Source organism: Streptomyces sp. NPDC043867, from assembly GCF_056435845.1.
On sequence record NZ_JBWKDS010000003.1, the window covers coordinates 197,389 to 218,232 of the forward strand.

General features: G+C 69.6%; 24 protein-coding genes and 3 pseudogenes. 13 read left to right on the plus strand and 14 right to left on the minus strand.

Annotation, left to right across the window (positions count from 1 at the left end):
• Complete coding sequence (locus tag AC069T_RS04470; RefSeq protein WP_478781288.1) at positions 1-1,119, minus strand: fatty acid desaturase family protein; 1,119 nt, start codon at positions 1,117-1,119, stop codon at positions 1-3.
• Positions 1,120-1,126: 7 nt separating this feature from the next.
• Positions 1,127-2,182 carry a ferredoxin reductase gene (locus AC069T_RS04475; protein WP_478781289.1) on the minus strand — a complete coding sequence of 352 codons (1,056 nt, stop codon included), beginning with the start codon at positions 2,180-2,182 and terminating at the stop codon, positions 1,127-1,129.
• 86 nt (positions 2,183-2,268) lie between these two features.
• Here AC069T_RS04475 and AC069T_RS04480 point away from each other — a divergent pair, with 86 nt between their 5' ends.
• The 3 genes from AC069T_RS04480 (at position 2,269) to AC069T_RS04490 (ending at position 4,361) form a co-directional block, all read left to right on the plus strand.
• Positions 2,269-3,408: a PucR family transcriptional regulator gene (locus AC069T_RS04480; RefSeq protein ID WP_478781290.1), complete on the plus strand. Its 1,140-nt coding sequence runs from the start codon at positions 2,269-2,271 to the stop codon at positions 3,406-3,408.
• 136 nt (positions 3,409-3,544) lie between these two features.
• Positions 3,545-3,883 (plus strand): thioredoxin family protein, encoded by a 339-nt coding sequence (locus AC069T_RS04485; RefSeq protein WP_478781291.1) that lies wholly within the window; start codon positions 3,545-3,547, stop codon positions 3,881-3,883.
• A 187-nt stretch (positions 3,884-4,070) separates the two neighbouring features.
• Entirely contained in the window at positions 4,071-4,361 is a 291-nt protein-coding gene (locus AC069T_RS04490; protein WP_478781292.1) for a hypothetical protein, read from the plus strand.
• Between the two features lie 94 nt (positions 4,362-4,455).
• On the opposite strand, the pseudogene AC069T_RS04495 reads toward AC069T_RS04490, so the two are convergent.
• Positions 4,456-4,984 (minus strand): annotated as a pseudogene (locus AC069T_RS04495) (transposase); the annotation flags it as partial.
• A complete protein-coding gene (locus tag AC069T_RS04500) occupies positions 4,927-5,163 on the minus strand; it encodes a hypothetical protein (protein ID WP_478781403.1) in 237 nt (78 codons plus the stop codon). The pseudogene AC069T_RS04495 and the gene AC069T_RS04500, both read right to left, overlap by 58 nt.
• A gap of 173 nt (positions 5,164-5,336) precedes the next feature.
• Between AC069T_RS04500 and AC069T_RS04505 the strand changes: the two genes are divergently transcribed.
• A complete protein-coding gene (locus AC069T_RS04505; RefSeq protein ID WP_478781293.1) occupies positions 5,337-5,690 on the plus strand; it encodes a VOC family protein in 354 nt (117 codons plus the stop codon).
• A gap of 525 nt (positions 5,691-6,215) precedes the next feature.
• On the opposite strand, the gene AC069T_RS04510 is transcribed toward AC069T_RS04505, so the two are convergent.
• The 4 genes from AC069T_RS04510 to AC069T_RS04525 all read right to left on the minus strand — a co-directional run bounded on the left by AC069T_RS04510 (position 6,216) and on the right by AC069T_RS04525 (position 7,938).
• Positions 6,216-7,280 (minus strand): aldo/keto reductase, encoded by a 1,065-nt coding sequence (locus AC069T_RS04510; protein WP_478781294.1) that lies wholly within the window; start codon positions 7,278-7,280, stop codon positions 6,216-6,218.
• 70 nt (positions 7,281-7,350) lie between these two features.
• A complete protein-coding gene (locus tag AC069T_RS04515; protein WP_478781295.1) occupies positions 7,351-7,560 on the minus strand; it encodes an SDR family oxidoreductase in 210 nt (69 codons plus the stop codon).
• Positions 7,557-7,766: an SDR family NAD(P)-dependent oxidoreductase gene (locus AC069T_RS04520; protein ID WP_478781296.1), complete on the minus strand. Its 210-nt coding sequence runs from the start codon at positions 7,764-7,766 to the stop codon at positions 7,557-7,559. The genes AC069T_RS04515 and AC069T_RS04520 overlap by 4 nt, the downstream gene beginning before the upstream one ends.
• Before the next feature lie 64 nt (positions 7,767-7,830).
• Positions 7,831-7,938, minus strand: coding sequence for an SDR family NAD(P)-dependent oxidoreductase (locus tag AC069T_RS04525; protein WP_478781297.1), 108 nt, complete (start codon positions 7,936-7,938; stop codon positions 7,831-7,833).
• A gap of 141 nt (positions 7,939-8,079) precedes the next feature.
• Here AC069T_RS04525 and AC069T_RS04530 point away from each other — a divergent pair, with 141 nt between their 5' ends.
• Positions 8,080-8,643 (plus strand): TetR/AcrR family transcriptional regulator, encoded by a 564-nt coding sequence (locus AC069T_RS04530; protein WP_478781298.1) that lies wholly within the window; start codon positions 8,080-8,082, stop codon positions 8,641-8,643.
• A gap of 378 nt (positions 8,644-9,021) precedes the next feature.
• Positions 9,022-9,924, plus strand: coding sequence for a hypothetical protein (locus AC069T_RS04535; protein WP_478781299.1), 903 nt, complete (start codon positions 9,022-9,024; stop codon positions 9,922-9,924).
• Here the strand turns inward: AC069T_RS04535 and AC069T_RS04540 are convergent.
• Both AC069T_RS04540 and AC069T_RS04545 read right to left on the minus strand, forming a co-directional pair.
• Complete coding sequence (locus tag AC069T_RS04540) at positions 9,908-11,470, minus strand: silent information regulator protein Sir2 (RefSeq protein WP_478781300.1); 1,563 nt, start codon at positions 11,468-11,470, stop codon at positions 9,908-9,910. The two genes, AC069T_RS04535 and AC069T_RS04540, sit on opposite strands and share 17 nt — an antisense overlap.
• A 233-nt stretch (positions 11,471-11,703) precedes the next feature.
• Positions 11,704-11,820 (minus strand): annotated as a pseudogene (locus tag AC069T_RS04545) (methylated-DNA--[protein]-cysteine S-methyltransferase); the annotation flags it as partial.
• Between the two features lie 427 nt (positions 11,821-12,247).
• Between AC069T_RS04545 and AC069T_RS04550 the strand changes: the two are divergent.
• The 5 genes and pseudogenes from AC069T_RS04550 to AC069T_RS04570 all read left to right on the plus strand — a co-directional run bounded on the left by AC069T_RS04550 (position 12,248) and on the right by AC069T_RS04570 (position 16,127).
• On the plus strand, positions 12,248-12,982 hold the full coding sequence (locus AC069T_RS04550; protein ID WP_478781301.1) for a D-Ala-D-Ala carboxypeptidase family metallohydrolase: 735 nt from the start codon (positions 12,248-12,250) through the stop codon (positions 12,980-12,982).
• A gap of 351 nt (positions 12,983-13,333) precedes the next feature.
• Positions 13,334-14,332 (plus strand): YdcF family protein, encoded by a 999-nt coding sequence (locus AC069T_RS04555; RefSeq protein WP_478781392.1) that lies wholly within the window; start codon positions 13,334-13,336, stop codon positions 14,330-14,332.
• A 597-nt stretch (positions 14,333-14,929) separates the two neighbouring features.
• A complete protein-coding gene (locus AC069T_RS04560) occupies positions 14,930-15,217 on the plus strand; it encodes a hypothetical protein (RefSeq protein WP_478781302.1) in 288 nt (95 codons plus the stop codon).
• 112 nt (positions 15,218-15,329) lie between these two features.
• A pseudogene (locus AC069T_RS04565) lies at positions 15,330-15,506 on the plus strand (LexA family protein); the annotation flags it as partial.
• A gap of 75 nt (positions 15,507-15,581) precedes the next feature.
• Positions 15,582-16,127 carry an AAA family ATPase gene (locus tag AC069T_RS04570; RefSeq protein WP_478781393.1) on the plus strand — a complete coding sequence of 182 codons (546 nt, stop codon included), beginning with the start codon at positions 15,582-15,584 and terminating at the stop codon, positions 16,125-16,127.
• Between the two features lie 383 nt (positions 16,128-16,510).
• On the opposite strand, the gene AC069T_RS04575 is transcribed toward AC069T_RS04570, so the two are convergent.
• From AC069T_RS04575 to AC069T_RS04585, 3 genes are all read right to left on the minus strand, one after another.
• Positions 16,511-17,152, minus strand: coding sequence for a replication-relaxation family protein (locus AC069T_RS04575; protein ID WP_478781303.1), 642 nt, complete (start codon positions 17,150-17,152; stop codon positions 16,511-16,513).
• Positions 17,152-17,454 (minus strand): hypothetical protein, encoded by a 303-nt coding sequence (locus tag AC069T_RS04580; protein ID WP_478781404.1) that lies wholly within the window; start codon positions 17,452-17,454, stop codon positions 17,152-17,154. Before AC069T_RS04580 ends, AC069T_RS04575 begins: the two co-directional genes overlap by 1 nt.
• Positions 17,455-17,681: 227 nt before the next feature.
• Positions 17,682-18,137 (minus strand): ALF repeat-containing protein, encoded by a 456-nt coding sequence (locus tag AC069T_RS04585; protein ID WP_478781304.1) that lies wholly within the window; start codon positions 18,135-18,137, stop codon positions 17,682-17,684.
• 551 nt (positions 18,138-18,688) lie between these two features.
• Here AC069T_RS04585 and AC069T_RS04590 point away from each other — a divergent pair.
• Positions 18,689-18,895, plus strand: a complete 207-nt coding sequence (locus tag AC069T_RS04590) for a hypothetical protein (protein WP_389507828.1) — start codon at positions 18,689-18,691, stop codon at positions 18,893-18,895.
• A 36-nt stretch (positions 18,896-18,931) separates the two neighbouring features.
• Here AC069T_RS04590 and AC069T_RS04595 read toward each other — a convergent pair whose 3' ends face one another.
• On the minus strand, positions 18,932-19,915 hold the full coding sequence (locus AC069T_RS04595; protein WP_478781305.1) for a phytoene desaturase family protein: 984 nt from the start codon (positions 19,913-19,915) through the stop codon (positions 18,932-18,934).
• A 284-nt stretch (positions 19,916-20,199) separates the two neighbouring features.
• On the opposite strand from AC069T_RS04595, the gene AC069T_RS04600 reads away from it, so the two are divergent.
• Positions 20,200-20,352, plus strand: coding sequence for a hypothetical protein (locus tag AC069T_RS04600; RefSeq protein ID WP_478781306.1), 153 nt, complete (start codon positions 20,200-20,202; stop codon positions 20,350-20,352).
• Positions 20,353-20,844: the final 492 nt, after the last annotated feature.

Below are 20,844 nucleotides of genomic sequence, written 5' to 3' on the forward strand. Positions count from 1 at the left end.
TCAGGCGGCGACGAGCTCCTGCTCGCGGTCCGGCGTTTCGACCCGGGGCTTCTTGTTCGGCAGCGAGAGCCGGAAGACCTTGTGCCACGCGGAGAACACCTGCTTGGGCAGCGGGCCGGTGACGTACTCCAGCTCGTACTTCTCGAACAGCGCGCGCACCTTCACCGCGACCTCGGCGTACCGGTTGCTCGGCAGGTCCGGGAACAGGTGGTGCTCGATCTGGTGCGACAGGTTGCCGGTCATGAAGTGCATGGCCCTGCTGCCGCTGATGTTCGCCGAGCCCATCATCTGGCGCAGGTACCACTGGCCGCGCGTCTCGCCCTTGATCGACCGGCGCTCGAAGACCTGCACGCCCTCGGGGAAGTGCCCGCACATGATCACCGAGTGGGACCAGATGTTGCGGACCAGGTTCGCGGTGAACGTGGCGGCGAGCGTGGGGAGGAACGACGGGCCCGACAGCAGCGGGTGGATCACGTAGTCCTTGAGCACCTGCTTGCGGATCTTGCGGCCCACGGCCTTGGCCCGCGCCCGGAACTCCGGGTTCTTGCGGCGGCGCTTGTTCAGGTTCTTGCCGAGCTCCAGGTCGTACGCTGCGATGCCGTACTCGAAGAAGCAGGCGTTGAGGAAGTTCCACAGCGGCTGGCCGAGGTGGAACGGATGCCACCTCTGGTCCTCGTCGACGCGCATGATGCCGTAGCCGAGGTCGTTGTCCTTGCCGATCACGTTGGTGTACGTGTGGTGCAACTCGTTGTGCGAGTGCTTCCACTGCTCGGCCGGCGAGACGTGGTCCCACTCCCAGGTGGTGGAGTGGATCTTCGGGTCCCGCATCCAGTCCCACTGGCCGTGCAGGATGTTGTGGCCGATCTCCATGTTGTCCATGATCTTGGCCACGGACAGACCGGCGGTGCCCAGCAGCCACGCGGGCGGGAAGATCGAGAACAGCAGCACCCCCCTGCTGACCAGCTCGAGCGTGCGCTGCGCCGAGATGACCTTGCGGATGTAGGCGGCGTCCTTCTCGCCGCGGCCGGCGATCACCTCGTCGCGGATCGCGTCCAGCTCGCGGCCGAGCTCCTCGATCTGCTCCGCGGTCAGGTGGGCGGTGGGGTCGATGGCGGTCAAGGTGCTCCTACCGTTCGATGTCGCAGGGGCCCGCCGCGGCGGACACGCAGGTCTGGATGAGGACGCCCGGCTCGGCCTCGGTGATCTCGCCGGTGCGCAGGTCGCGGACGGCGCCCGCCTTGAGCGGCGTGAGGCAGCCGAAGCAGATGCCCATGCGGCAACCGGAGGGCATGAGCACGCCGGCCTCCTCGCCGACGTCCAGCAACGGCGTGGCGCCGTCCGCGTCGACGGTCTTGCCGGTGGCGCTGAACGTGACCTCGCCGCCGTCGCCGGCGACGACGATGCCGGGGCGGAAGCGTTCGGTGTGCAGGCGCTCCTGGACGCCGTGCTCGGTCCAGTGCTCTTCGGCGGCGTCGAGCAGGCCCGCGGGCCCGCAAGCCCACGTCTCGCGCTCGGCCCAGTCGGGCACGAGTTCGTCGAGACGGGCGATGTCGAGCATGCCGTCCGTGTCGGTGTGCACCTCGGTGAGCCGCAGCCTCTTGTCCGCGACCAGGTCGTGCAGTTCGTCGCGGAAGATCACGTCTTGCGGCTGTGGCGCGCAGTGGACCATGACGACGTCGTCGAACTCGGTGTCGCGCAGCATGCCCATCACGGGCGTGATGCCGCTGCCGGCCGTCAGGTAGAGCACCTTGGCGGGCTTGGCCTGCGGCAGCACGAAGTCACCGGTCGGCTGGTCGAGCTGGATCAGCGTGCCCGGTTTCGCCCTGCGGACCAGGTGGTTGCTGACCTTGCCGTCCGGGAGCGCCTTCACGGTGATCGTGACGCGGCCGTCCTGGCGGTTTGTCGGCGAGGTGATGGAGTAGGCCCGCCACAGGCGCACCCCGTCGACGTCGACCCCGATCCGCACGTACTGACCGGCTGTGTGGCCGCGCCAGCCCCGTCCCGGCCTGATCACGACAGTCGCGGCGTCACCCGTCTCGGGGTGCACGGCCTCGATGCGCCCACGCAGGTCAGCGCCCGCACGCAGCGGACTGACCAGGTCGAGGTAGTCCGACGGCAGCAGCGGCGTCGTGACCATCTCCAGCAGTTTCCACGCCCTGCTGCGGAGGGCTGCACTCGTCATGACTCCAGCTTGCTGCGCCTCAAGGCGTAAAGTCCTGACCGCAGGACGTAAATCTGGTCGGCTGAATTGTTCGCAGGGAACAAAACGTGAACCATGCAATCCGGAGGGCCGGCGAACTGGCCCTGGATGAGACGACGGTCACCGCACTTCGGGCCGCGCTGAAGACCACCGCCGACGAGGTCGTCCAGGCGATCATCGACGAGGTCCCTCCCTACGCCAACGCCCTTGCGGGCCGCATGGGCGCAACCATCCGCCGAGCCGTCCGTACCGCCCTGGGGCACTACCTGGACCTCGCGAGCGGGAACGCCACAGGCGGCGACGCCGGTGACGCAGCCTACGAGCTGGGCCGCGGCGAGGTGCGCGACGGCCGTTCGATGGACGCCCTGCTCAGCGCCTACCGCGTCGGCGCCCGCGTGGCCTGGCGATGCCTGGCAGCGGGTGCCGTACCCGCGGGTCTGCCCGCCGCCGAGGTCGCCAAGTTCGCCGAGCTGACCTTCGCCTACATCGACGAGCTCTCCGCCGCGAGCGCCGCGGGCCACGCCGACGAACTGGCCGCCCGGGGCAGGGCCCACGAGCGCCATCTGGAACACCTGGCCCGCGACCTCCTCGCCGGCGCGAGCCCGGACGTGCTGCGGGCCTCTGTTCAACGGGCCGGGTGGCAGCCTCCGCTTTCGCTGACCGCGGTCCTGCTGCCCGCCGCCCAGGCCCGGCCGGCCTACCGCGCGCTCGACCCGAGCACCCTCGTCCTCGACGATCTGCCGGACGCCACCGGTGTGCTGCTCGTCCCCGATGCCGACAGGTCACATCTCCTGCGGCAGCTGACCGACCGCACCGCCGTGGTCGGCCCGGCCCGGCCATGGGCTCGTGCGTCCGACTCGTACGCACGAGCCGTACGCGCGCGCTCCCTCTCCTCTGATATTCGCGACACCGAGGACCACCTGCCCGAGCTGGTGCTGAGCGCCGACGTGGACGCGTTCGCAGACCTGCGTGCCCGAGCCCTCGCACCGTTGCGGACCCTGCCCGTCGCGACCTCACGGCGGCTGGAGGAGACGTTGCGGGCGTGGCTGCTGCACCAGGGCAGGCGGGACGAGGTGGCGGCGGCGTTGTTCGTCCACCCCCAGACGGTCCGGTACCGGATGTCGCAGCTGCGGGAGCTGTTTCCGGACCTCGCATCGCCACACCGGGTCCTTGAACTGACGCTGGCGGTCGGTCTTCGAGTCAGCTGACGCGTACTGCCTGGTTCTCGGTGCATCAGAGCTGGCTCATGCGGCCCGGGGCAGCCGGACGACCGACCGGGCCGGCCTGGCCCACCGCGCGGGGGATGATGGGGATGGAACAACGGACGTGAGGTCAGGAGCTTCCATGGCGAAACGGGTTCACCAGCCCCGTGAGGACGCGGAGTTCAATTTCATCCTCGGGATGAGCGCAGTTCCGGTCCTCGCATACTTCACCGGGACATGGCCCAAGGCAATCGAGCCCTGCCGGGTGATGGACCTCGTCGTGGGTGGCATCGCCGACGACTACACGGGCCGCCTGACGGCCGTCCGCGCCGACATCACGCGTTGTCCGGCCGCAACCGAGCGATACGGGATCACCGGAGCCCCGTCCTGCGTCCTGCTGAAGGAGGGAGAGGCGGTGGCGCACGGCACGGGGCCCATGACCATCGCCGAGGTACGGGAGTTCCTGGACGGCCACCTCTGAGCGGCCGACGCCGACACCGTGGCGATTCGCTCCGGCACGAGCCAGGCCGAGATCTTCCACCTGCTGCGCAGTGCTGATGCTCCCAAGTCCTTCACCTACAAAGCTCCATCAAGGCGTTCCACCACGGGCGACACGACGGACACCGCTCGTCGCCGACTCCGTTGACATCGAGCTGCGCAGAGAATCGGTGCTGGCCCAGACCGGCATCGGCGGGCGGTCACGACGGGACGCGTGGGAGGGCCTGTGGGAACGACTCGCCACCCATGTCGGGTCGGTACCGGAGCGGGAGTACGAGCGGCTGCGCCGGGTCAGCGCACTGCGCGGCCACAGCGTGGACTCGACGCACCCGCACACGCACGCGCGTCGTCAGTGGGTCAGCGAGGGAGAACCGCGGCCCGCGCTGCTCTCCCTCGACGACGACGCGTGGGCCGCGATCGCCGCGGAACTCGCCGACGCCAGGAAGCGGGTGGCCCAGTAGGTCATCCGCGACTTCGCGGGCTGACAGCGGGAGCCCTGTCTCGGGGAGTGCCCCTGTGTCTTTCGTCAAGCCCGAGCTGGTCGGGCGCTGGCCGCTTCGGGGAGGCGGGTTCGTAGCAGGTTTTGTCGCGGAGCATGGCGAACAGGACGCTGATGCGCTGGCGGGCGAGGCGGAGGAGGGCCTGTGTGCGGGTCTTGCCGCGGGCCCGGCAGCGGTCGTAGCAGGTGCGGGAGGCGGGATCGTACAGGGCTGCGAACGCGGAGAGGAACATCGCGCGTTCGAGCTGTCGGATCCCGCCTCCGGGGGCGTATTCGCCGTGGATCGAGGATCCCGACCGCCTGGTCGTAGGTGCGAGCCCGCGTGGGAAGCGAGGTGGGCGGCGGCGGGGAAGGAGCTGCCGTCGCCGACGGTGGTCAGGAGGACTGCGGCGGTCCTGACGCCGATGCCGGGCATCGAGGTCAGGACCTGGGAAAGAGGGTGGGCCTCCAGCAGTGCCTCGATCCGGGCCTCCAGAGCCCGGCGTTGTTCGTGGACGGCGGCTGGCGACTTGGCCAGCGCGGCACGATCACGTCCAGGGTGCCGGTGCCGGTGCCGGGAACGACGACGGTCTGTTCGTCGAGGGCGTCGGGTAGAGGTCGGCGATCCGCCGCATCGCGAGTCCGGGCAGGTGGGCGACCTGGCAGCCGGCGAGGAGATCCTTGACCTGCCGGTCCGCGACGAGGTGGAGCTCGTGCGGTTGGCCGACCAGGGCGGTGTCGATGTCCGCGATGCGGGCGATCTCCGTGATTGAACTCCAGCGCAAGGCTTTCGACCTGATCCGGCTGCGCGGCGAGGGCACGGATGCGCTCGATCGTCAGATCCGCCGCTGAGGAGGCGAACAAAGAGTTACGGGGTGCCCCGCGATTGAGACGGGGGTGAAGCAGGTGATTGTGTGGTGCCAGAGCCTCCCGATCGCCGTCCTGGCAGGATGGCGGTATGGAACGTGTACTTGGAATCGGTGGCTACTTCGTGCGGGCTGCCGACCCGGCGGCCCTGAACGCGTGGTACCGCGACTGTCTGGGCCTGGACGCCGATGAGAACGGCCTATGGCGTCAGGGGGCCGGGCCGACGGTGTTCGCGACGTTCGAGTCCGGGACCGACTACTTCGGGTCCCGCGCCCAGCAGACCATGCTCAACTTCCGGGTCGGCGATCTGGATGCGATGCTCGCGCAATTGCGCGCCAAGGGAGCAGACGTGGCCGAGGAAACGCAGGACATGGAGGGTGTCGGCCGATTCGGCTGGGTCACCGATCCCGAGGGCAACCGAGTCGAACTGTGGCAGCCGGCCTGACCGCGCCTTCCCGCAGGCCGTGACGTACCGGCGGGCCATCAGGTTGTCGAGGTGTGAACCTTGGTCAGGCCCGCGCGGCTATGTCCCATTCTGCCTTCTGTGGCCTGTCGGCGGAGCGCCTGGGTGACCTCGTGGCCGAGCTCGCGTCGCGCTGGGAGGGGCGGTGCGAGTCCGGGCGTCACGACCGGCGGGGCGGCCGTCGCCGCAGGGAGGCGGGGGCCGGGCCGAAGTACGAGCAGATGCGCCGGCCCGTCTGTCCTGGTGCGCTGCCCCGACTGCGAGAAGCCCGCGCACGTCGTGGCAGGACCGGAGTCGGCCGGAGCTGGCCGAAGGCGAACTCGCCGCTGTGTTTGGGCGGTCGCCCGCTTTTGGGGTCGTAGACTCGCGGCGGCGTTGCGACGTTGCCCCGCCCGCGCACCCCCGAGCGTGAGAGCGCGACGGCCCCCGCGTGACTGGGGCGGCGTGGCCGGGCGGATTGTCGACGCGCGCACGGGGGCGGCGAGATGCCGCCCCCGTGCGCGTCCGTCAATGGCGGGCCTGGATCTTCAGGTCGCCGCGGGTCTGTACTCGGATGTGGTCACTGGCGAGCATGGCGTGGGGGAAGCCGGGATCGATCGCGCTGACCTCGTCCAGGCGCGCCTTCTGGGACGGGGTGAGGTCGACCTCGAGGGTTCCCAGGTTCTCCTGCAGCTGTCCGACAGTTCGCGCCCCGATGATGGGCGCGGTCACCCCTGGGTTGTGCAAGGTCCAGGCCAGTCCGACCTGTGCAGGGGTCCGGCCCAGTTCCGCCGCGACCTCCTTGACGACGTCCACGATGGCGAGGTTGCGCTCGGTCACTCCGCCCAGGGCCAGGTTGAAGCTCTTGCGGGCGCTCTCACTCCGGTCGGACGCCGGTGCGGTCAAGTCCTGGCGGCTGTACTTGCCGGTGAGGACCCCACCCGCCAAGGGGGACCACAGCACGGTTCCCAGTCCCAGCTCCTGGGCCATCGGCAGAAGGTCACGCTCCCCGGTACGTTCCACCAAGTTGTACTCCAGCTGCAGTGCCGTGAGTGGCGACCAGCCGCGCAGGTCGGCGATCGTCTGCATGCGTGAGATCTGCCAGGCCGGGGTGTTGGAGATGGCGACGTAGAGGATCTTGCCCTGGACCACCAGGTCGTCCAGGCCGCGCAGAATCTCCTCCACGGGCGTGGTGGAGTCCCATACGTGCAGGTAGAGCAGGTCGATGTAGTCGGTATTCAGCTGTCGCAGGCTGGTCTCGACCGCGCCGAACAGGCTCTTCCGGCTGGCGCCGCCGGAGTTGGGGTCATCGGGCCGACGCAGCGTCGTGTACTTGGTCGCCAGGACCAGGCTGTCGCGCCGGTCACGGGCGAACTCGCCGAGCATGCGCTCGGAGGTGCCGTTGGTATAGGTGACCGCGGTGTCGATGAAGTTCCCACCCCGCTCGACGTAGAGGTCGAACAGTTTCCGCGCCTCGTCCTGCTCCGCGCCCCAGCCCCAGTCGTTGCCGAAGGTGGCCGCGCCGAGCGCGAGTGGTGAGACCCGCAGGCCGGAACGTCCCAGCTGCCGGTAGGTGTCGAGCGTGAGCGCCATCGTGTTCTCCTGTGAGGTGTGGTTCCTGGGGTGTGTTGCGTGCGGGCGGTCGTGGGCCCGTGGATGCTCATCAGGCGCCGAGCCCGTAGCCGCCGGCCACGGTGACGTCCTGGCCGGTGATGCAGCCGGCGGCGTCCGAGGCGAGGAAGGCGACTGCTTCCGCGACCTCGCGGCTGGATCCGAAGCGCTCGAAGGGGATCTTCGCGCGCATGGCGTCCCGGCCGCTCTGGGGAACTCCCAGCTTGTCGAACAGTGGGATGTCGGTGGCCCCGGGGCTCACGGCGTTGACGCGAATTCTGCGCGGAGCCAGTTTGGGAGGGTGAAGTACTGGCCCTTGAAGTTGAGGTCGGCGTGCTTGTCGAGCGATTCCTCCGTCACATCGGCTGCCAGTGCCGGACGGAATATCCCGGCGTTGAGGAAGAGCAGGTCCAGTGACCCGAACCGCGCCGACACCGCTGACATCAGAGCGTCGGTGTCGGAGAGCACGCGCGCACCGGATCAGACGAAGAGCACGTCGTCGGGGAGCTCGGACCGTGCCCGTGCGAGGGAATCAGGGATTCTGTCCGGTGACCGCGACCTGGTAGCCGCGGGCGTGCAGCAGCTCGGCCGTCGCCCTTCCGATCCCGGTCGTTCCCCCGGTGATGAGAGCTGTAGGCATGGCAAAACCCTTCGTCGCTGAAGCAGTGAGGCGAGAACACTTCACAATCGGGGAACTCCCCGCTTGTCTCACCGTACACTGAACCGGGGACATCCCCGAATCGTTCCCGAGCCTCATCCGACACTCACGATCGCGAGGGTCATGACACCTCCACGCAGCACCCTGCGCGCCGACGCGCAGCGCAACCGCGAGCAGCTCATCGCCACGGCCGCCGAAGCCTTCGCGTCCGGACGCGGGATCTCGCTGGACGCGATCGCCAAACGCGCGGGAGTGGGGAACGCCACCCTGTACCGGCACTTCCCCACCCGTGAGGATCTGGTCGAAGAGGTCTACCGGGACCAGATCCGCCCCTTGCGCGAAGATGCGCGCACGCTGCTGGCCACCGAGCCGCCGGCCCAGGCCCTCCACGCGTGGATGCTCAGATTCGCCGACTGGGCCGGTGAACGACGCGGCATCTGCGAGGCTCTGGTCGCCATGAGTGCTTCCGGCCGCTTCGGCACCGGACCGGTCTGCGACGAGGTCCAGCAGGTCCTGGCGATGGTGCTCAAGGCCGGCGCCACAGCAGGAGAACTGCGCAGCGACATCGACCCGGCCGACGTGGGTGGCATCCTCGCCGGTCTGCTCTCCGTGGCCGGCGATCCCGAGCAGCGCCCCCAGCTGAACCGCATGCTGGACGTCGTCGTCGACGGACTCAGGCCCCGCTGAGCGATACGCCAGCGGTTCGGTGAGGCGTCGGCCTATACCGGACGACATGGCTGCGGCCGCGGGTCGTGGTGCCCCAGACCCGCGGCGCCTACCTCGCCGGCCTCACCCCCGGTACTGACATCGACCACCGCGGGACCTCCTTCACCAAACCCCTGCCAGACGCCCTACTCAATGCCGTCCGTGACCCCACTACCGGACACCCCCGCCTGGGGTCCGCCCAATTCGGGTCGGCGTCCTTCGAGGGCGACGCCGTCTTCGGGGCGGTGACGTTCAAGGCCGTCGCCTGGTTCGAGACAACGACGTTCGAGGACAGCGCCAGGTTCGGGTTGGCGACGTTCGAGGGCGACGCCGGGCGCCACGGTCGATTTCGCGCATGCGGTGTTCGAGTATCCCCTCACGATCGCCGCAGAGCCCGATCCGTTCATCCTCACCGACGGCGGCCAGCTGGACGAAGCCGCTCTCGCGGCGTTGCCGGATCCGTCGGTGCGGCCGGCGTCGCTGCGCGGAGTGGATGCGGCCCACCTGGTCCTGGCCGACGCCGACCTGTCGAACTGCCTGTTCGCCGGCACCGTCCACCTGGACCAACTGCGCCTGGAAGGCGCCTGCACCTTCGACACGGCCCCGTCTTCTGTGCGTTGGCGGCGCTGGCCGCCCGTTCGGTTCACCGAGCGCCGTGTCCTCGCCGAAGAACACCACTGGCGTGCTGGCCGACCGGGCGCCGTACGGGGCTGGAACCCGGCAGTGCTCGGTGCAGGACGGACCGGGCCGCTGCAGCTGGCGCCGGTGTACCGGGCGCTGCGCAAAGCCTTCGAGGACGGCAAGCACGAACCCGGGGCCGCCGACTTCTACTACGGGGAGATGGAGATGCGCCGCCACGCCGGCGACATCCCCCGCAGCGAACGGAGCCTGCTGACCGCGTACTGGGCGCTGTCCGGCTACGGCCTGCGCGCCTCCGCCGCCCTGGCCTGGCTCGGCGCCGCCATGCTCCTGACCATCCTCCTGCTGATGGCCGTCGGCCTCCCCAAGGACACCCTGAAAAAGCCCGCGACCGGCACTCCCGGACGGAGGGGGCAATGTCACACACAGTCACGGTCAGTGACTTCGCGAGCGCTTCCTGAGGACCGCTCGGCTCAGAGAAGCGCGGGCGCGGTTCACCGGCGGCCTGGACGAGGCGGTGACGCCCCGGCGGCCGGTGTGGGCCGTCGGGGCGTGGGGGCCTCGAGGAAGGCCGTTCTCGCGGCCTGGCCGCCGCTGAAGGTGCGGCTTAGCCGCCGAAGGTGACGACCAGGCGGCCGTCCGAGGCGTACGACCAGTGCAGGGCTCCGGCGTACGACGAGCAGCGGGAGCCGTTCGTGCCGGACCAGAACTGGTTGGTGCCGTCGGCGGTGCCGATGATCCGGTCGTTGGTGCCACTGCCGCTGCGGCAGGAGGTGTTGTTGGTGAACACCGAGGTGCCGGCGTCGAAGTTGAAGTTGCGCTGGGCGTTGTCGATGCTGATGTTGTCCGACACCTTCATGGAGCCGGGGTTGCTGTTGTAGGTGAAGCCGTGCTTGCCGTTGTGGTAGGCGATGCTGCGCCGGACGATGTGGTCGACGCCGATGTCCTCGCCGCCGAGCTTGTAACCGTTTCGGTCACCGTTCCCGGCCTGGGAGCCGTCGCTGAGGGTGCCGTTGTCGTAGGCGAGCGAGTCCTCGATGGTCACCGGGCCGATCGGGCCGGTGTCCGTCTTGGTGTAGAGGTCCCAGCCGTCGTCAATGTTGTTGTGGGAGACGGCGTACCGGAAGACGTTCCCGGGACCGGTGGTGAGCTTGGCGGCGAAGCCGTCGGCGTCCTCACCGTCGGAGTCGGCGTTGTCGTGCGACTCCGCGCTCAGGATGAGGTTGTTCGACGGCCACTGGCTGCTGGGGGTGCTGGACAGCATCCGTGAGAGCTGGAGGCCGGTGTCGCGGTTGAAGCGCGTCACCGTGCGCTCGAAGATGTTGTTGCTGCCGCCGACGAAGATCCCGTTGTCCCCGGCGCGCTCGACGACGATTCCCTTGACGTGCCAGTACGACCCGTTGACGGCGAGGCCGCGGTTGGCGGGGTCCTCGGCCTGGGCCGAGAAGTTCAGGACCGGCGTCTCACCGGGGTAGGCGAGGAGTTCGGTGCGGTCGGCGGCGGTGCCGTTGTTGCCCGCCGGGATGGTGACCGTCTGCGCGTGGTTGTACGTCCCGCCGCGCAGGTAGATGGTGCCGCCGGAGGTGATGCGGCTGATCGCGGAGGTGAGCGTGGTGGGCGCCGCCTGGGTGCCGGCCGCGCCGTCGGTGCCGTTCGGCGCCACGTAGAGAGCGGTCGCCGAGGGCGGCGGGGTGGTGGTGCCGCCCACCTCCGCGTCGAGATGGTCGATATTGGGCAGCCCGGCGGCGGCGGTGGGGCTGAGCCGGACGGTGTTGCCGCCCGAACTGACCGGTACCGACAGCGTCTTCGTAGACCAGGTGCCCCAGGCGCCCGTGCTCTCGAAGGACACGGAAGTGGCCGAGGCGCCGTTCACCGTGAGGGTCGCGGGGCGGGCTGCGGTGCTCCCGTTGGCGAAGCGGATGCTCAGTGTCGCCGTCCCGGCGGTGGAGGCGCTCACGGTGAACTGGGCATAGGCGCCTACCGCGTTGGTGGCGTTGCAGAATCCGCTGCCGGAGTAGCCGGCCCAGTCGGAGTCGATGGTGCCGGTGCAGACGGCCGGGGAACTCTCGGCCTCGTAGCGGGTGGACGCTGCCTGCGCCGTGTTGCCGGACAACGCGACGAGTGTGCCGGCCAGCAGGCCGACGCACGCGATGACGGGTCTCCGTTGCATCGTTCTCTCTCCAGGTGGTTGCGGCTCGTCCGACGGGGGGTTCGCTGACCCCTTTTCTCTGCGGCGGGCCCGGTGCGACCATACGGCTGGTTCGACGACGTGAACATGGCAGACGACTGGGCGGCACGCGCAGATGACCAAAGCGCTTGTGTTCTGGAAGGTAAGCGCTTGCCATGGCCGCGTCAACGGTCGTGCATGTGGTTGTTGTTCAGTGACATGAACACTAAGGGGCTCTAGAACAGGGCTGCCGCACTCCGTCCGCTCTCGAAGGCCGGCAGTCGCTGCTTGCGCTCCAGGCCCCCGCCGTAGCCGGTGAGACCGCCGTTCGCGCCGACGTCGCGATGACCAGGGGATCGGGGCTTGGCTGTCGTGCAGGTTGGCGCCCGAGATTCCGACGGAAATGGGCAGACTGGCCCGGTCGGTGGTCCCGCCAGCGTCGAGGACTTGCAAAAGAAGGGCTACGACATCTCCGGGGACGTGATGAAACGCCCCCCACGCGGCTCCCCGACGAACCACTGCCGTGCCAACCTGCTGCGCCACCGTTCCTGATCGCCGCCCGTCCTCTCGGCTGCGACGAGTGGCTGCACACCCCCGAGGCGGTCGACCGGGTCCTCTCGGCCGCCACCGGCCTGGACGCCCTGCTGCTGTGGATGGTCCGCCACGTGAAGCGCGCCGCCTGACAGGAGCCGCACCGTTGACGCGCGTAGTACTTGGGCTCAGGCTGGGGTCGACGGCCGTCCCGAGAGCGGTGGCCGCACCGACGACCCGGAGGTCTGGATGTTCAGACGGTTCGCACGCCTCCTCACCGTGATTGTCATGTTCGCGTCAGGCGTGATGGTCGGCGTGGGCGCCGCCGCGGGCACCGCACACGCCGACGAGTGCTACACCTGGAGTCGATCCCTTTCCCAGGGCGCCTCCGGCAGCGACGTCACCCAGTTGCAGATCCGGGTCGCGGGCTGGGTGACGTCCGGGGAGCGCCTCTCCTACGACGGCCAGTACGGCGCCCGCACGGCCGCCGCCGTGCGCACGTTCCAGTCCGCGTACGGCCTCGCCGCCGACGGAGTCGCGGGGCCGGCGACCTTCAGCAAGCTCTACGCGCTGCAGGACGCGGACTGCACGCCGATCCACTTCGCTTACGCCGAACTCAACCGCTGCAACTCCGACTGGTCGGGCGGCGCCGTCCCAGCGGCCACCGCCAAGGCGAACGCGCTGAAGACCATGTGGAAACTGGAGGCGATGCGTCACGCGCTCGGGGACGTCCCGCTCACCGTCTCCAGTGGCTTCCGCTCCTACGCCTGCAACAGCGCCGTCGGTGGCTCGTCCACCAGCCGCCACCTGTACGGCGACGCCGCCGATCTGACCGGCTCCCCCACCCTCTGCCGCCTCGCCCAGCAGGCCCGCACGCACGGCTTCTCGGAGATCCTCGGTCCGGGCTACCCCGATCACAACGACCACACCCATGTCGCACTCGACCCTTCCCCGTACTGGTCCGCCCCTACCTGCGGCATCTGAGCCGCGTCGTCGGTGCCGGCGGACGCAGTGCCCGTGAACGAGGCTTCCCGGGACAACCGCGCGCCGCCGGCGGCCACACAACCGCCCGCGGTGCCCTGCTGATCACCGGCGCTCACAAACCGCGCTGTCCACGTCCGGCCGGGCAGCACCACCACCGGCACGACATGCCGGTCCCGTCGAACGCACCACCGCCCGCCCGGGTTCGGAGCACTACGGCGGGTCTGGGAGGATGGCCGGCGGCCGTCCGTAGCGGGTCCCCGTAGTGCACGGGTCCGGGAACCCGCGGGCGGCGCGAGAACGAGCGGGTACGGGCAGCGGCCCGGCGGGCAGGAGAGCGAAGCGGTGCGGCACATGCCGGAGTACCCGGAGTACCTCGCCGCGGTCGTGTTCGCCGCGGGTGGCGTCGTCAACGCTCTGCTGGCACCGCACCGGTTCTCCACCGCCGTCCTGTTCTGCCTGGCGGTGACCTCTGCCGGACTCGGCGTGGCCGCTCGCAGTGCGGCAGCCCACCCGGCCATCGCCACCGTCCTCGCCGTCGCCGCCCTGCTCCTGGCGCTCGCGCTGGGCCTGCTGCTGCTGGCCGACGGCGTCCTCCTGATCCGGCGTTACGGACCGCAGGCAGCCCTGCTGGCAACGGGGGGCGCCGGCTGCGCGGTGCTGGCGGTGCTCGGCCTCGACGCGGTCTTCCACGCGGTCGGCGGCGAGGCGTTCGGTGCCTTCGTGGTCGCGGTCAACGCGGCCGCCGGATACCTCACTCTGCTCTTCCTCGTCTTCGCCGGCTACGTGTTCCTCCGGGGCCGCAGCACCCCCCTGCCGGGAACCACCCATGTCGTCGTCCTGGGCGCCGGGCTCGACGGCGGCCGGCCCGGCCCGCTGCTGACCCGCAGGCTGGAGCGCGCCCTCGCGATCGACGCCGCCCGCGCACCGGACACGCCTCGTGTGGTGTTCGTCGTCTCGGGCGGCCAAGGCGACGACGAGGTCCGCTCAGAGGCCGACGCGATGGCCGACTATCTGCGCGGACGCGGAGTGCCCGCCGACCGGATCGCACGGGAAGACCGCTCCGTCAACACCGGGCAGAACCTCCGCTTCAGCGCGGCCCTCGTGGACGGCACCACTCCCGGCCACCGTGCCACGGTGGTCACCAGCGGCTTCCACGTCTACCGCACGACCCTGCTGGCCCGCCGCGTCGGCGTGCCCCTGCACGTCGTGGGCGCGCCGACCTCCCCCGCCTACTGGCTGGCCGCGACACTGCGCGAATTCGCCGCCGTCCTGTGGCTGGACCGCCTCCCCCTGATCGGACTCAGCCTGCTGCTCGCAGTGCCCGTGGCGACGGCGGTCTTCGAGCACTAAAGCGCCGGCCGCACACCTCGTAAAGAGGCCTAACAAAGGCGCCGTACATGGCGCGGTTGAGCAGAGGAGGGGAGAGGGCTGGCCGGGCTGCCCGACCGGTGCGCGCATCCCGGTGCGCGGGGTGCGCGCGGCTAGGGCCTGTCGTTTGGATCAGGCTGGCTGTGACCGACGGTTCGTCCTGACCGACCCGAGCGGGGTCTGGCGCGTGCAGCTGCAAGGCGGAGGAGGGAGTCGACGCGGAGCGTCGGCGACCGACGACAACGCCGCAGATGTGCGTGCCAGACCCCGCGACGCCGGCATGATCCAAACGACAGGCCCTAGCTCGTCGAGGTCGGCGCCCAGGTTGATGAGGACAAGGACAGCACGAGATTTTGGGCCCGGGCTCCTGGGCTGCCCTCCCATACGGTGATCGCTCCAGCCGATGCCGTCATCGTGTTCCTTGCTCGACGCGAGTCCGAGGAAGCCCGATACGCCCGAGCGAGAAGGAAATGACGCTGGGCGACCGCCAGCAGTTCACGCCAGAACGTCACGGCCCGCAGTATGCCGTTGCGATCCTCGGTCGGGTCGCCCGAAGGGCGACCGCCAGGCACGTACCCGGTGATCGAGATTCACGGGCCGTGTAAGTTGCGATCCTCGGTCGCCCTGGAGGGCGACCGCCAGCTCACGTTGATGAGGCTAGACGCGCCGTTGGCGGTGTCGGACAACGGTGGAGTGCTCCGCATCTACATGGCCGACCTGAGGGAGCTGCAGAACGCCGGCCGACTCGACTCTTTCCCGCCCGATCTGGTCGACCTGCACCTGGCCTACACCCGCACCTACAGGGCTCTAGCTGTATTGATCACGTGTTGTCCCGCACGCGGCTGCGACGGGACCTGCTGGTTCTAGGTGCGCGTGTGCTGTACCACCCGTACTGGTCGCAGCGTCCGGGCAGTGCGTCGGCCGGGTGGGCAGCCCTACGGGAGCAGCTGCCGGTCGGCCGGCAGGAGCGAGGTGTGGCGTGAGGCGCAAGTTGGAGTATCTGAGCGCCCGGCAGGAGGCGATCCTGTCGTGTATCCGCAGCTCGATTGTGGAGCGCGGCGAGGCGCCGACGGTGCGGGAGACCGCCCGCAGCGTCGGCTTGTCGAGCACGTCGTCGGTGGCCTACCAGTTACGGCAGCTGGAGGAGCGTGGCGAGATCAGCCGCGAGGCCCGGGGCCGCGGTCCGCGCACTTGGGACACGCTCCCGGCGCTGTCCCTGGCCGTCGATAACGTGACCGCTGTGAGAGTAGGCACCGAAGAGAGCCGGCTCGTTGTGCTGCGCGGCAACAGCGCCTCGGGAAAGTCGTCCGTCGCGGCCGGCTTGCGCGAGCGGTTCGGTCGCGGCCTGGCCCTGGTCGGCCAGGACAACCTCCGTCGCATCGTGCTCCGAGAACGGGACCGCCCGGGAGCGGCGAACATCGGCCTGATCGACCTGACCGCCCGCTACGCCCTCAACGCAGGATTCCACGTCGTCGTGGAAGGCCTCCTCTACGCCGACCGCTACGGCGACATGCTCGCCCAGCTACGCGCCGAACACCGCGGGCCGACCCACTGCTACTACCTGGATGTGCCCTTCGAGGAGACCCTCGCCCGGCACGCCACCAAGCCGATCGCCGCCGACGTCAGCGAGATGCAGCTGAGGGACTTGTACCGGGCGCGTGATCTGCTGCCCGGTGGCATCGAGACCGTCATCGGCGCCGACAGTGCCCTGAGCGAGACCATCGATCGCGTCATGAGCGACACCGGCTTGGCCCACCTGCCCGCCGTGGACCGCTGACCCAAGCACTGCGCGGCACCGCCCCCGACCGTGGAGCGGACCGCGGGACGGCCACTCGCACCGTGGCCCCGTCCATGGCTGGTCAGCGGCACAGACCGAGGCCCTGCTGCGGCGGCTGTGTGTCATGGCTGCCGATGGCCGGGCACGGTCCAGGGGACTCGCTGGTCGGGGTCGTGGACAGGGCGCCACACGGGTTCGCCAGGCCCGTGCTCGAGCAGGTCGGCCAGCTGCGCCGCAAGGATGGGGACGTCGTGGGGGAAGCGGGACGGCGCCAGGAGCCCGGCCGCCGCGTGCAGGGCGCGAATCCGGTTCTCGACGCCGGCGCTTCCGGTACCGTCCAGGACGAACAGGACGCGTGGGAAGAGCGGGTAGCGCCGCCGCCATTACTCCACCACCGGTTCCTGGAAGGTCGCCCGGCGCCCGGGGGCTATGGGCACATAGCGGTGGAGGCGCTCGTACGCGGCCAGCTTGGCGGCGAGGCGTTCGGGTCCCATCGTGGCCCGGTCGACCTCCACGAAGGCCCGCAGCATTGATCCGCTGTCACCTTCGGCGGGCCCGCGCCGGTAGTACAGGAGGGCGTCGGGGATGACGGCTTCGCCGTTGCCGATCGGGTGGTGGACCTCGGGGATCCAGTCCAGCGGCTGGCACAGATCGCCGCGGCGACGGGCGTCCTCGAGGAAGACAAGTGCGGTCTCGGTCACCGTCAGCGTGTGGCCCACCTTCAATCGCACGGCGGTCGGATCGGACACGGTCCTGGAGAGGCGGTGTCCGCGCATCTCGGGCCACTCGGCAGCGGGCTGCACGCCGTACGCGGTGGGAAACCACACCCGCGTTCGTCCGGCCTGCGGCAGCGTGATGCGGTCCACCAGCCCCTCAGCACGCAGTCTGGTCAGCCGCCGCCGGCTCTGCTCGATACGCACTTCGGGGGAGATCACCCGGTGCATCTGCTCGGTGGTGGCCATCCGGTACTGCGCCAGCACACCCAGCGCCGTCCGGTCCCCACTGCCCACATCGACGCCGATCATCACGGAGCCGCTCGCTTCCCGTCCGGTACGGCACCGGCCTGCCCGGCGCCACGCGTACCCGTCACACCAGCAGCCGTCCCCCACCACAACCCCCACCAGGGTCGTTCTTCGCCGGGACCGTAGTCACCGGATCCGAACTGCACGAAGCGCTCGGCGGCGGCCCACGCGGCCGGCCGGGAGACGTGCAACGGGGTCACGTCCCTGAACACCACTTTGACGAGCTGAGGCTTGAACGGCAGGTCGGTCACGACGGAAGCGGCCTGCGGACCACTGCGCTCGGTGCGTAGGAGTTGTGTGGTCATCGAAGAATGTGCTTTCTGCTGTCGGAGGTGTCAGTGGCCCGTGCCGCACCGGGCGGCGAGACCACAGAGCTCTGCGGAGGGCGCCGAGCCGGCGCAGGGCCTGCCGGGCGAGGCCGCCGGCACACAGAGGTGCAGGCGGCCCCGCCCGGATTCTCGGCGTTCCGGTGACCGGGCGTGCGGCAGGGGGTGCCACCCGGGCGACGCGCTGTGGTGCGGCGCCGTGCCGGTCAGGCGACCTGGTACCTGCCGACTTCCAGGAAGTGGCGCAGTGCTTCGGGTGTGTTGTCGTCGAGGGCGGCGTTGGCTGCCGCGCGCAGGGCCGGGCTGATGGACGGGTCGGCGAGGATGCGCGCGATGGCGACGCGGTCGTCCTCGGCCTGGGCGATGCGGTAGCCGGTCTCCAGCCAGGCGCGCATCGCCTCGGGGTCGTTGGCGTCCAGGAGGGCGTTGGCTTCTCGTGTCACACGCCGGCCGCTGTCCTGGTCGGCGAGGATCCGGACTATGGCCACCCTCAGGTCGTCGGCGTCCGGCTCGTCCGCGGACGAGGACACCGCGGACGAGGACACCGCGGACACCGTCACCGCGGTCGGTGCCGCCGTGGCGGCGAAGGACGGGGTGGCGAGCAGGAGGGCCGGGGCGAGGATGCCTGCGGCAATGCCGGGCGCTACGCGATGCAGTCGCAAGGGGAATGCTCCTCTTCGTGGACTACGGAGGTGAGTTGAGGACGCCTCAGGGCGTTCACTGATGCTGCCAAGCGCTGGTTGAAGTGTCCGTAGGAGATCGGCTGCCGGCCGTTGGGGTTGCGGATGCGAGAGGGGAACGGGGCAGGCCGGGGCGTTCAGCGGCTGTTGGGGTGCGGCCGTAGCGCTTTTCGAAGCGGTGGAGTGTCCTGGTTCGGCGGGCATCGAGGCACTGGTAGACGGGCTCGGGGATGCGGATGCCCTCGTTGTAGTTGCCGACCTTGGTCTGGTCGTGCAACAGCATGGCCAGACCGCGGTAGCGGCCGACGCAGTCCAGGCGCAGTCCGACGACCTCGCTGCAGCGGCGCCCGGTGGCGACGATGGTCGTGACAGGGCGGGGGCTCCCCCCGCCCCGCGCGGCCTTCATGAGGGTGGCGCCGCGCCTGCGGGCGGCGCGATTCGGCCAGCTGCTTATCTGCCGTGCGCCGAGCCGTAGTTACCGGTGCGTAGAGTAGGACGGTTGCCTGAAGGTCATTTTGAGAAGGGATCATGGAGTGCGTCGGTTGCTCGGCGTGGCGGTGGTGTTGGCGGGGATGGCTCTCGCCTTCTGGTTGGTCCTGGGGCCTTCGTCCGACTGGGAGGGTGCCGCGAAGTTCATGCACTTCGCCCTCCTGCTGTCCTGCTTCCTGGTGATCGGCGGCGGGGTGCGGCTGGTCTTCCCCGACAAGTCCGCGGACGAGGTGGCGGAGAGCGCGGGGTGAGCAGCGCTCTGCGCGGGCGGGTCGCGTGCGGACGGCTCACCGCGGTCCGATGTCCGGAGCAGTACGTACGCCGAACTCGCGGCGAAGGGCGGACAGCGCGGCAAGGTGTCCCGACATGCCGTGGACGCTCGGTCCGGGCGGCGTTGACGCCGAGCACAGGTACACACCGTGCAGCGGGGTGCGGTACGGATCGAAGCGGGGCACGGGACGCATGAGGGACTGCCAGAGGGTCATGGCACCCCCGCCGATGTCTCCCCCCACGTAATTCGGGTTGTACTCCTCGTACTGTGCGCCGCTGATCCCCCGCCGGCGGATGACCGTGTCGGTGAATCCCGGCGCATAACGCTCGATGCACGCAGTGACCGTCGCGGCCGGGTCGACGGCGTCACCGTTGGGGACGTGGGCATAGGCCCATACGGGACGTCGTCCGGCTCTGGCGCGGCCGGGGTCGGCCGCGGCCGGGTCGACCAGCAGGACGAACGGCCCCTCGGGCCGGATGCCGGCCGCCGCCGCTGTCTCGGCCCGGTACATCTCTGCCTGGGTCCCGCCCAGGTGGACGGTGGCGGCCTGTCCCACGGCGGGATTGGCCCAGGGGATCGGCTCCGAGACGAGAAAGTCGACCTTCGCCGCCGCGGGCCCGTACCGGAACCGGGCGAGGCCTCGCCGGTAACGGACGGGCAGCCGATCGGCGGCGATCCGGGCGAACGCCTTGGGGCTCACGTCGAGCAGCACCGTCCTGGCACGGGGGAGCTCCTCGAGACCGGTCACGTGATGGCTGGTGTGGAAGGTTCCGCCGCAGGCGACGATGTCGGCGGCGAGCGCGTCGGCGATGCGGGCGCTACCGCTCTCGGGCACCGGCCAGCCACCGGCGTGCGCGAGGTGTCCGAGAAGCACGGCGACCGCGCCCGAGGCCAGGGACGGCAGCCTGCCCACCGCGTGGGCCGCCACCCCGGTGAGGAGGGAGCGGGCCTCTTCGGTGCTGAAGTGGCGGGGCGCCAACGCGGTGCCGTGCACCAGCATGCGGGAAGCCAGCAGCGCCGGGACCGAGAGGCTGCAGGGAAGGCTTCGTTGTCCGGAAAGGATGAAGTCGACCAGCTCTTGAGAATGTTCGAGCAACGGCTGCATGAGGCGGCGCCAACGTTCGCCGTCCGGGCCGAGGTGCTCGCAGGTCGCTTCCAGGTCCCGGTAGGCGAGGCCGGCGCGGCCGTCTTTGAGAGGGTGGGCGTAGCTGACGGGCGCACCCGCCGGTCGCGGTGGTCTTCAACCCCGGTACCCGCATCGGACCCGAAGCTTTGCAGCACCGCATGAATGCGGTGCTGCAGCAGACGAGGGAGATCTGGTCGGGCACCTACCAGTGGCACGGCACCTACGGGGACAAGGACCGCGATGGCTACTACGACTACGCGGACGCCGTCCCCCTCATGTTCACCACTCACGGGTCGCGTCACAGAAGTTGAGCCAGAGCCTGTTCTCGTGAACAGAGCCGCCCCTCAGTGAAATCGACTTCTCCAGTGTGTGACTTTGGGCGTACGTCTGTGTCGGTTCTGGTATTTTGTAGAGGGAGTTGAGCCTCGGGAGGGTGTCGGTTATTCGCACAGTTGAGACATGCCCATCGCTGTGACCTGCACTATCTCAACTGCACTCACAGAAGCTGAGGTTGAGCCGTATTCCTGACTGACCTGTCTCAATGAGATACAAGGGCTCTCGTGATCATCGATGGCAAGCCTTTGACCTGGGACGCCGCATCTTTATCGAGAATGTCTCAACTTCACGAATAATTTCTTGGGACTGGGGTCTCTGAGGATGCGAAGAAGTTGATCTTGATGCGAGGGGTGGGACGTCACTCCACGAGGGCGGGCGGAGGCGAGAAGCAAGCCAGCGTTCGTCCGAGTGCGCCCGCAGGGGAGCGCCTGTTGTCGCCCGGAAGCAGGGCGGGGGTGGCGTTCCAG

Excerpts from the sequence above, each read along its gene's own strand:
- AC069T_RS04550 (WP_478781301.1), top strand. The coding sequence starts at position 12,248 with ATGTTCAGACGGTTCGCACGCCTCCTCACCGTGATTGTCATGTTCGCG.
- AC069T_RS04485 (WP_478781291.1), top strand. The coding sequence starts at position 3,545 with ATGGCGAAACGGGTTCACCAGCCCCGTGAGGACGCGGAGTTCAATTTC.
- AC069T_RS04525 (WP_478781297.1), bottom strand. The coding sequence starts at position 7,938 with ATGCCTACAGCTCTCATCACCGGGGGAACGACCGGGATCGGAAGGGCG.
- AC069T_RS04580 (WP_478781404.1), bottom strand. The coding sequence starts at position 17,454 with ATGACCACACAACTCCTACGCACCGAGCGCAGTGGTCCGCAGGCCGCT.
- AC069T_RS04530 (WP_478781298.1), top strand. The coding sequence starts at position 8,080 with ATGACACCTCCACGCAGCACCCTGCGCGCCGACGCGCAGCGCAACCGC.
- AC069T_RS04510 (WP_478781294.1), bottom strand. The coding sequence starts at position 7,280 with ATGGCGCTCACGCTCGACACCTACCGGCAGCTGGGACGTTCCGGCCTG.
- AC069T_RS04575 (WP_478781303.1), bottom strand. The coding sequence starts at position 17,152 with ATGATCGGCGTCGATGTGGGCAGTGGGGACCGGACGGCGCTGGGTGTG.
- AC069T_RS04475 (WP_478781289.1), bottom strand. The coding sequence starts at position 2,182 with ATGACGAGTGCAGCCCTCCGCAGCAGGGCGTGGAAACTGCTGGAGATG.
- AC069T_RS04505 (WP_478781293.1), top strand. The coding sequence starts at position 5,337 with ATGGAACGTGTACTTGGAATCGGTGGCTACTTCGTGCGGGCTGCCGAC.
- AC069T_RS04595 (WP_478781305.1), bottom strand. The coding sequence starts at position 19,915 with ATGCTGGTGCACGGCACCGCGTTGGCGCCCCGCCACTTCAGCACCGAA.
- AC069T_RS04555 (WP_478781392.1), top strand. The coding sequence starts at position 13,334 with ATGCCGGAGTACCCGGAGTACCTCGCCGCGGTCGTGTTCGCCGCGGGT.
- AC069T_RS04540 (WP_478781300.1), bottom strand. The coding sequence starts at position 11,470 with ATGCAACGGAGACCCGTCATCGCGTGCGTCGGCCTGCTGGCCGGCACA.
- AC069T_RS04600 (WP_478781306.1), top strand. The coding sequence starts at position 20,200 with ATGAATGCGGTGCTGCAGCAGACGAGGGAGATCTGGTCGGGCACCTAC.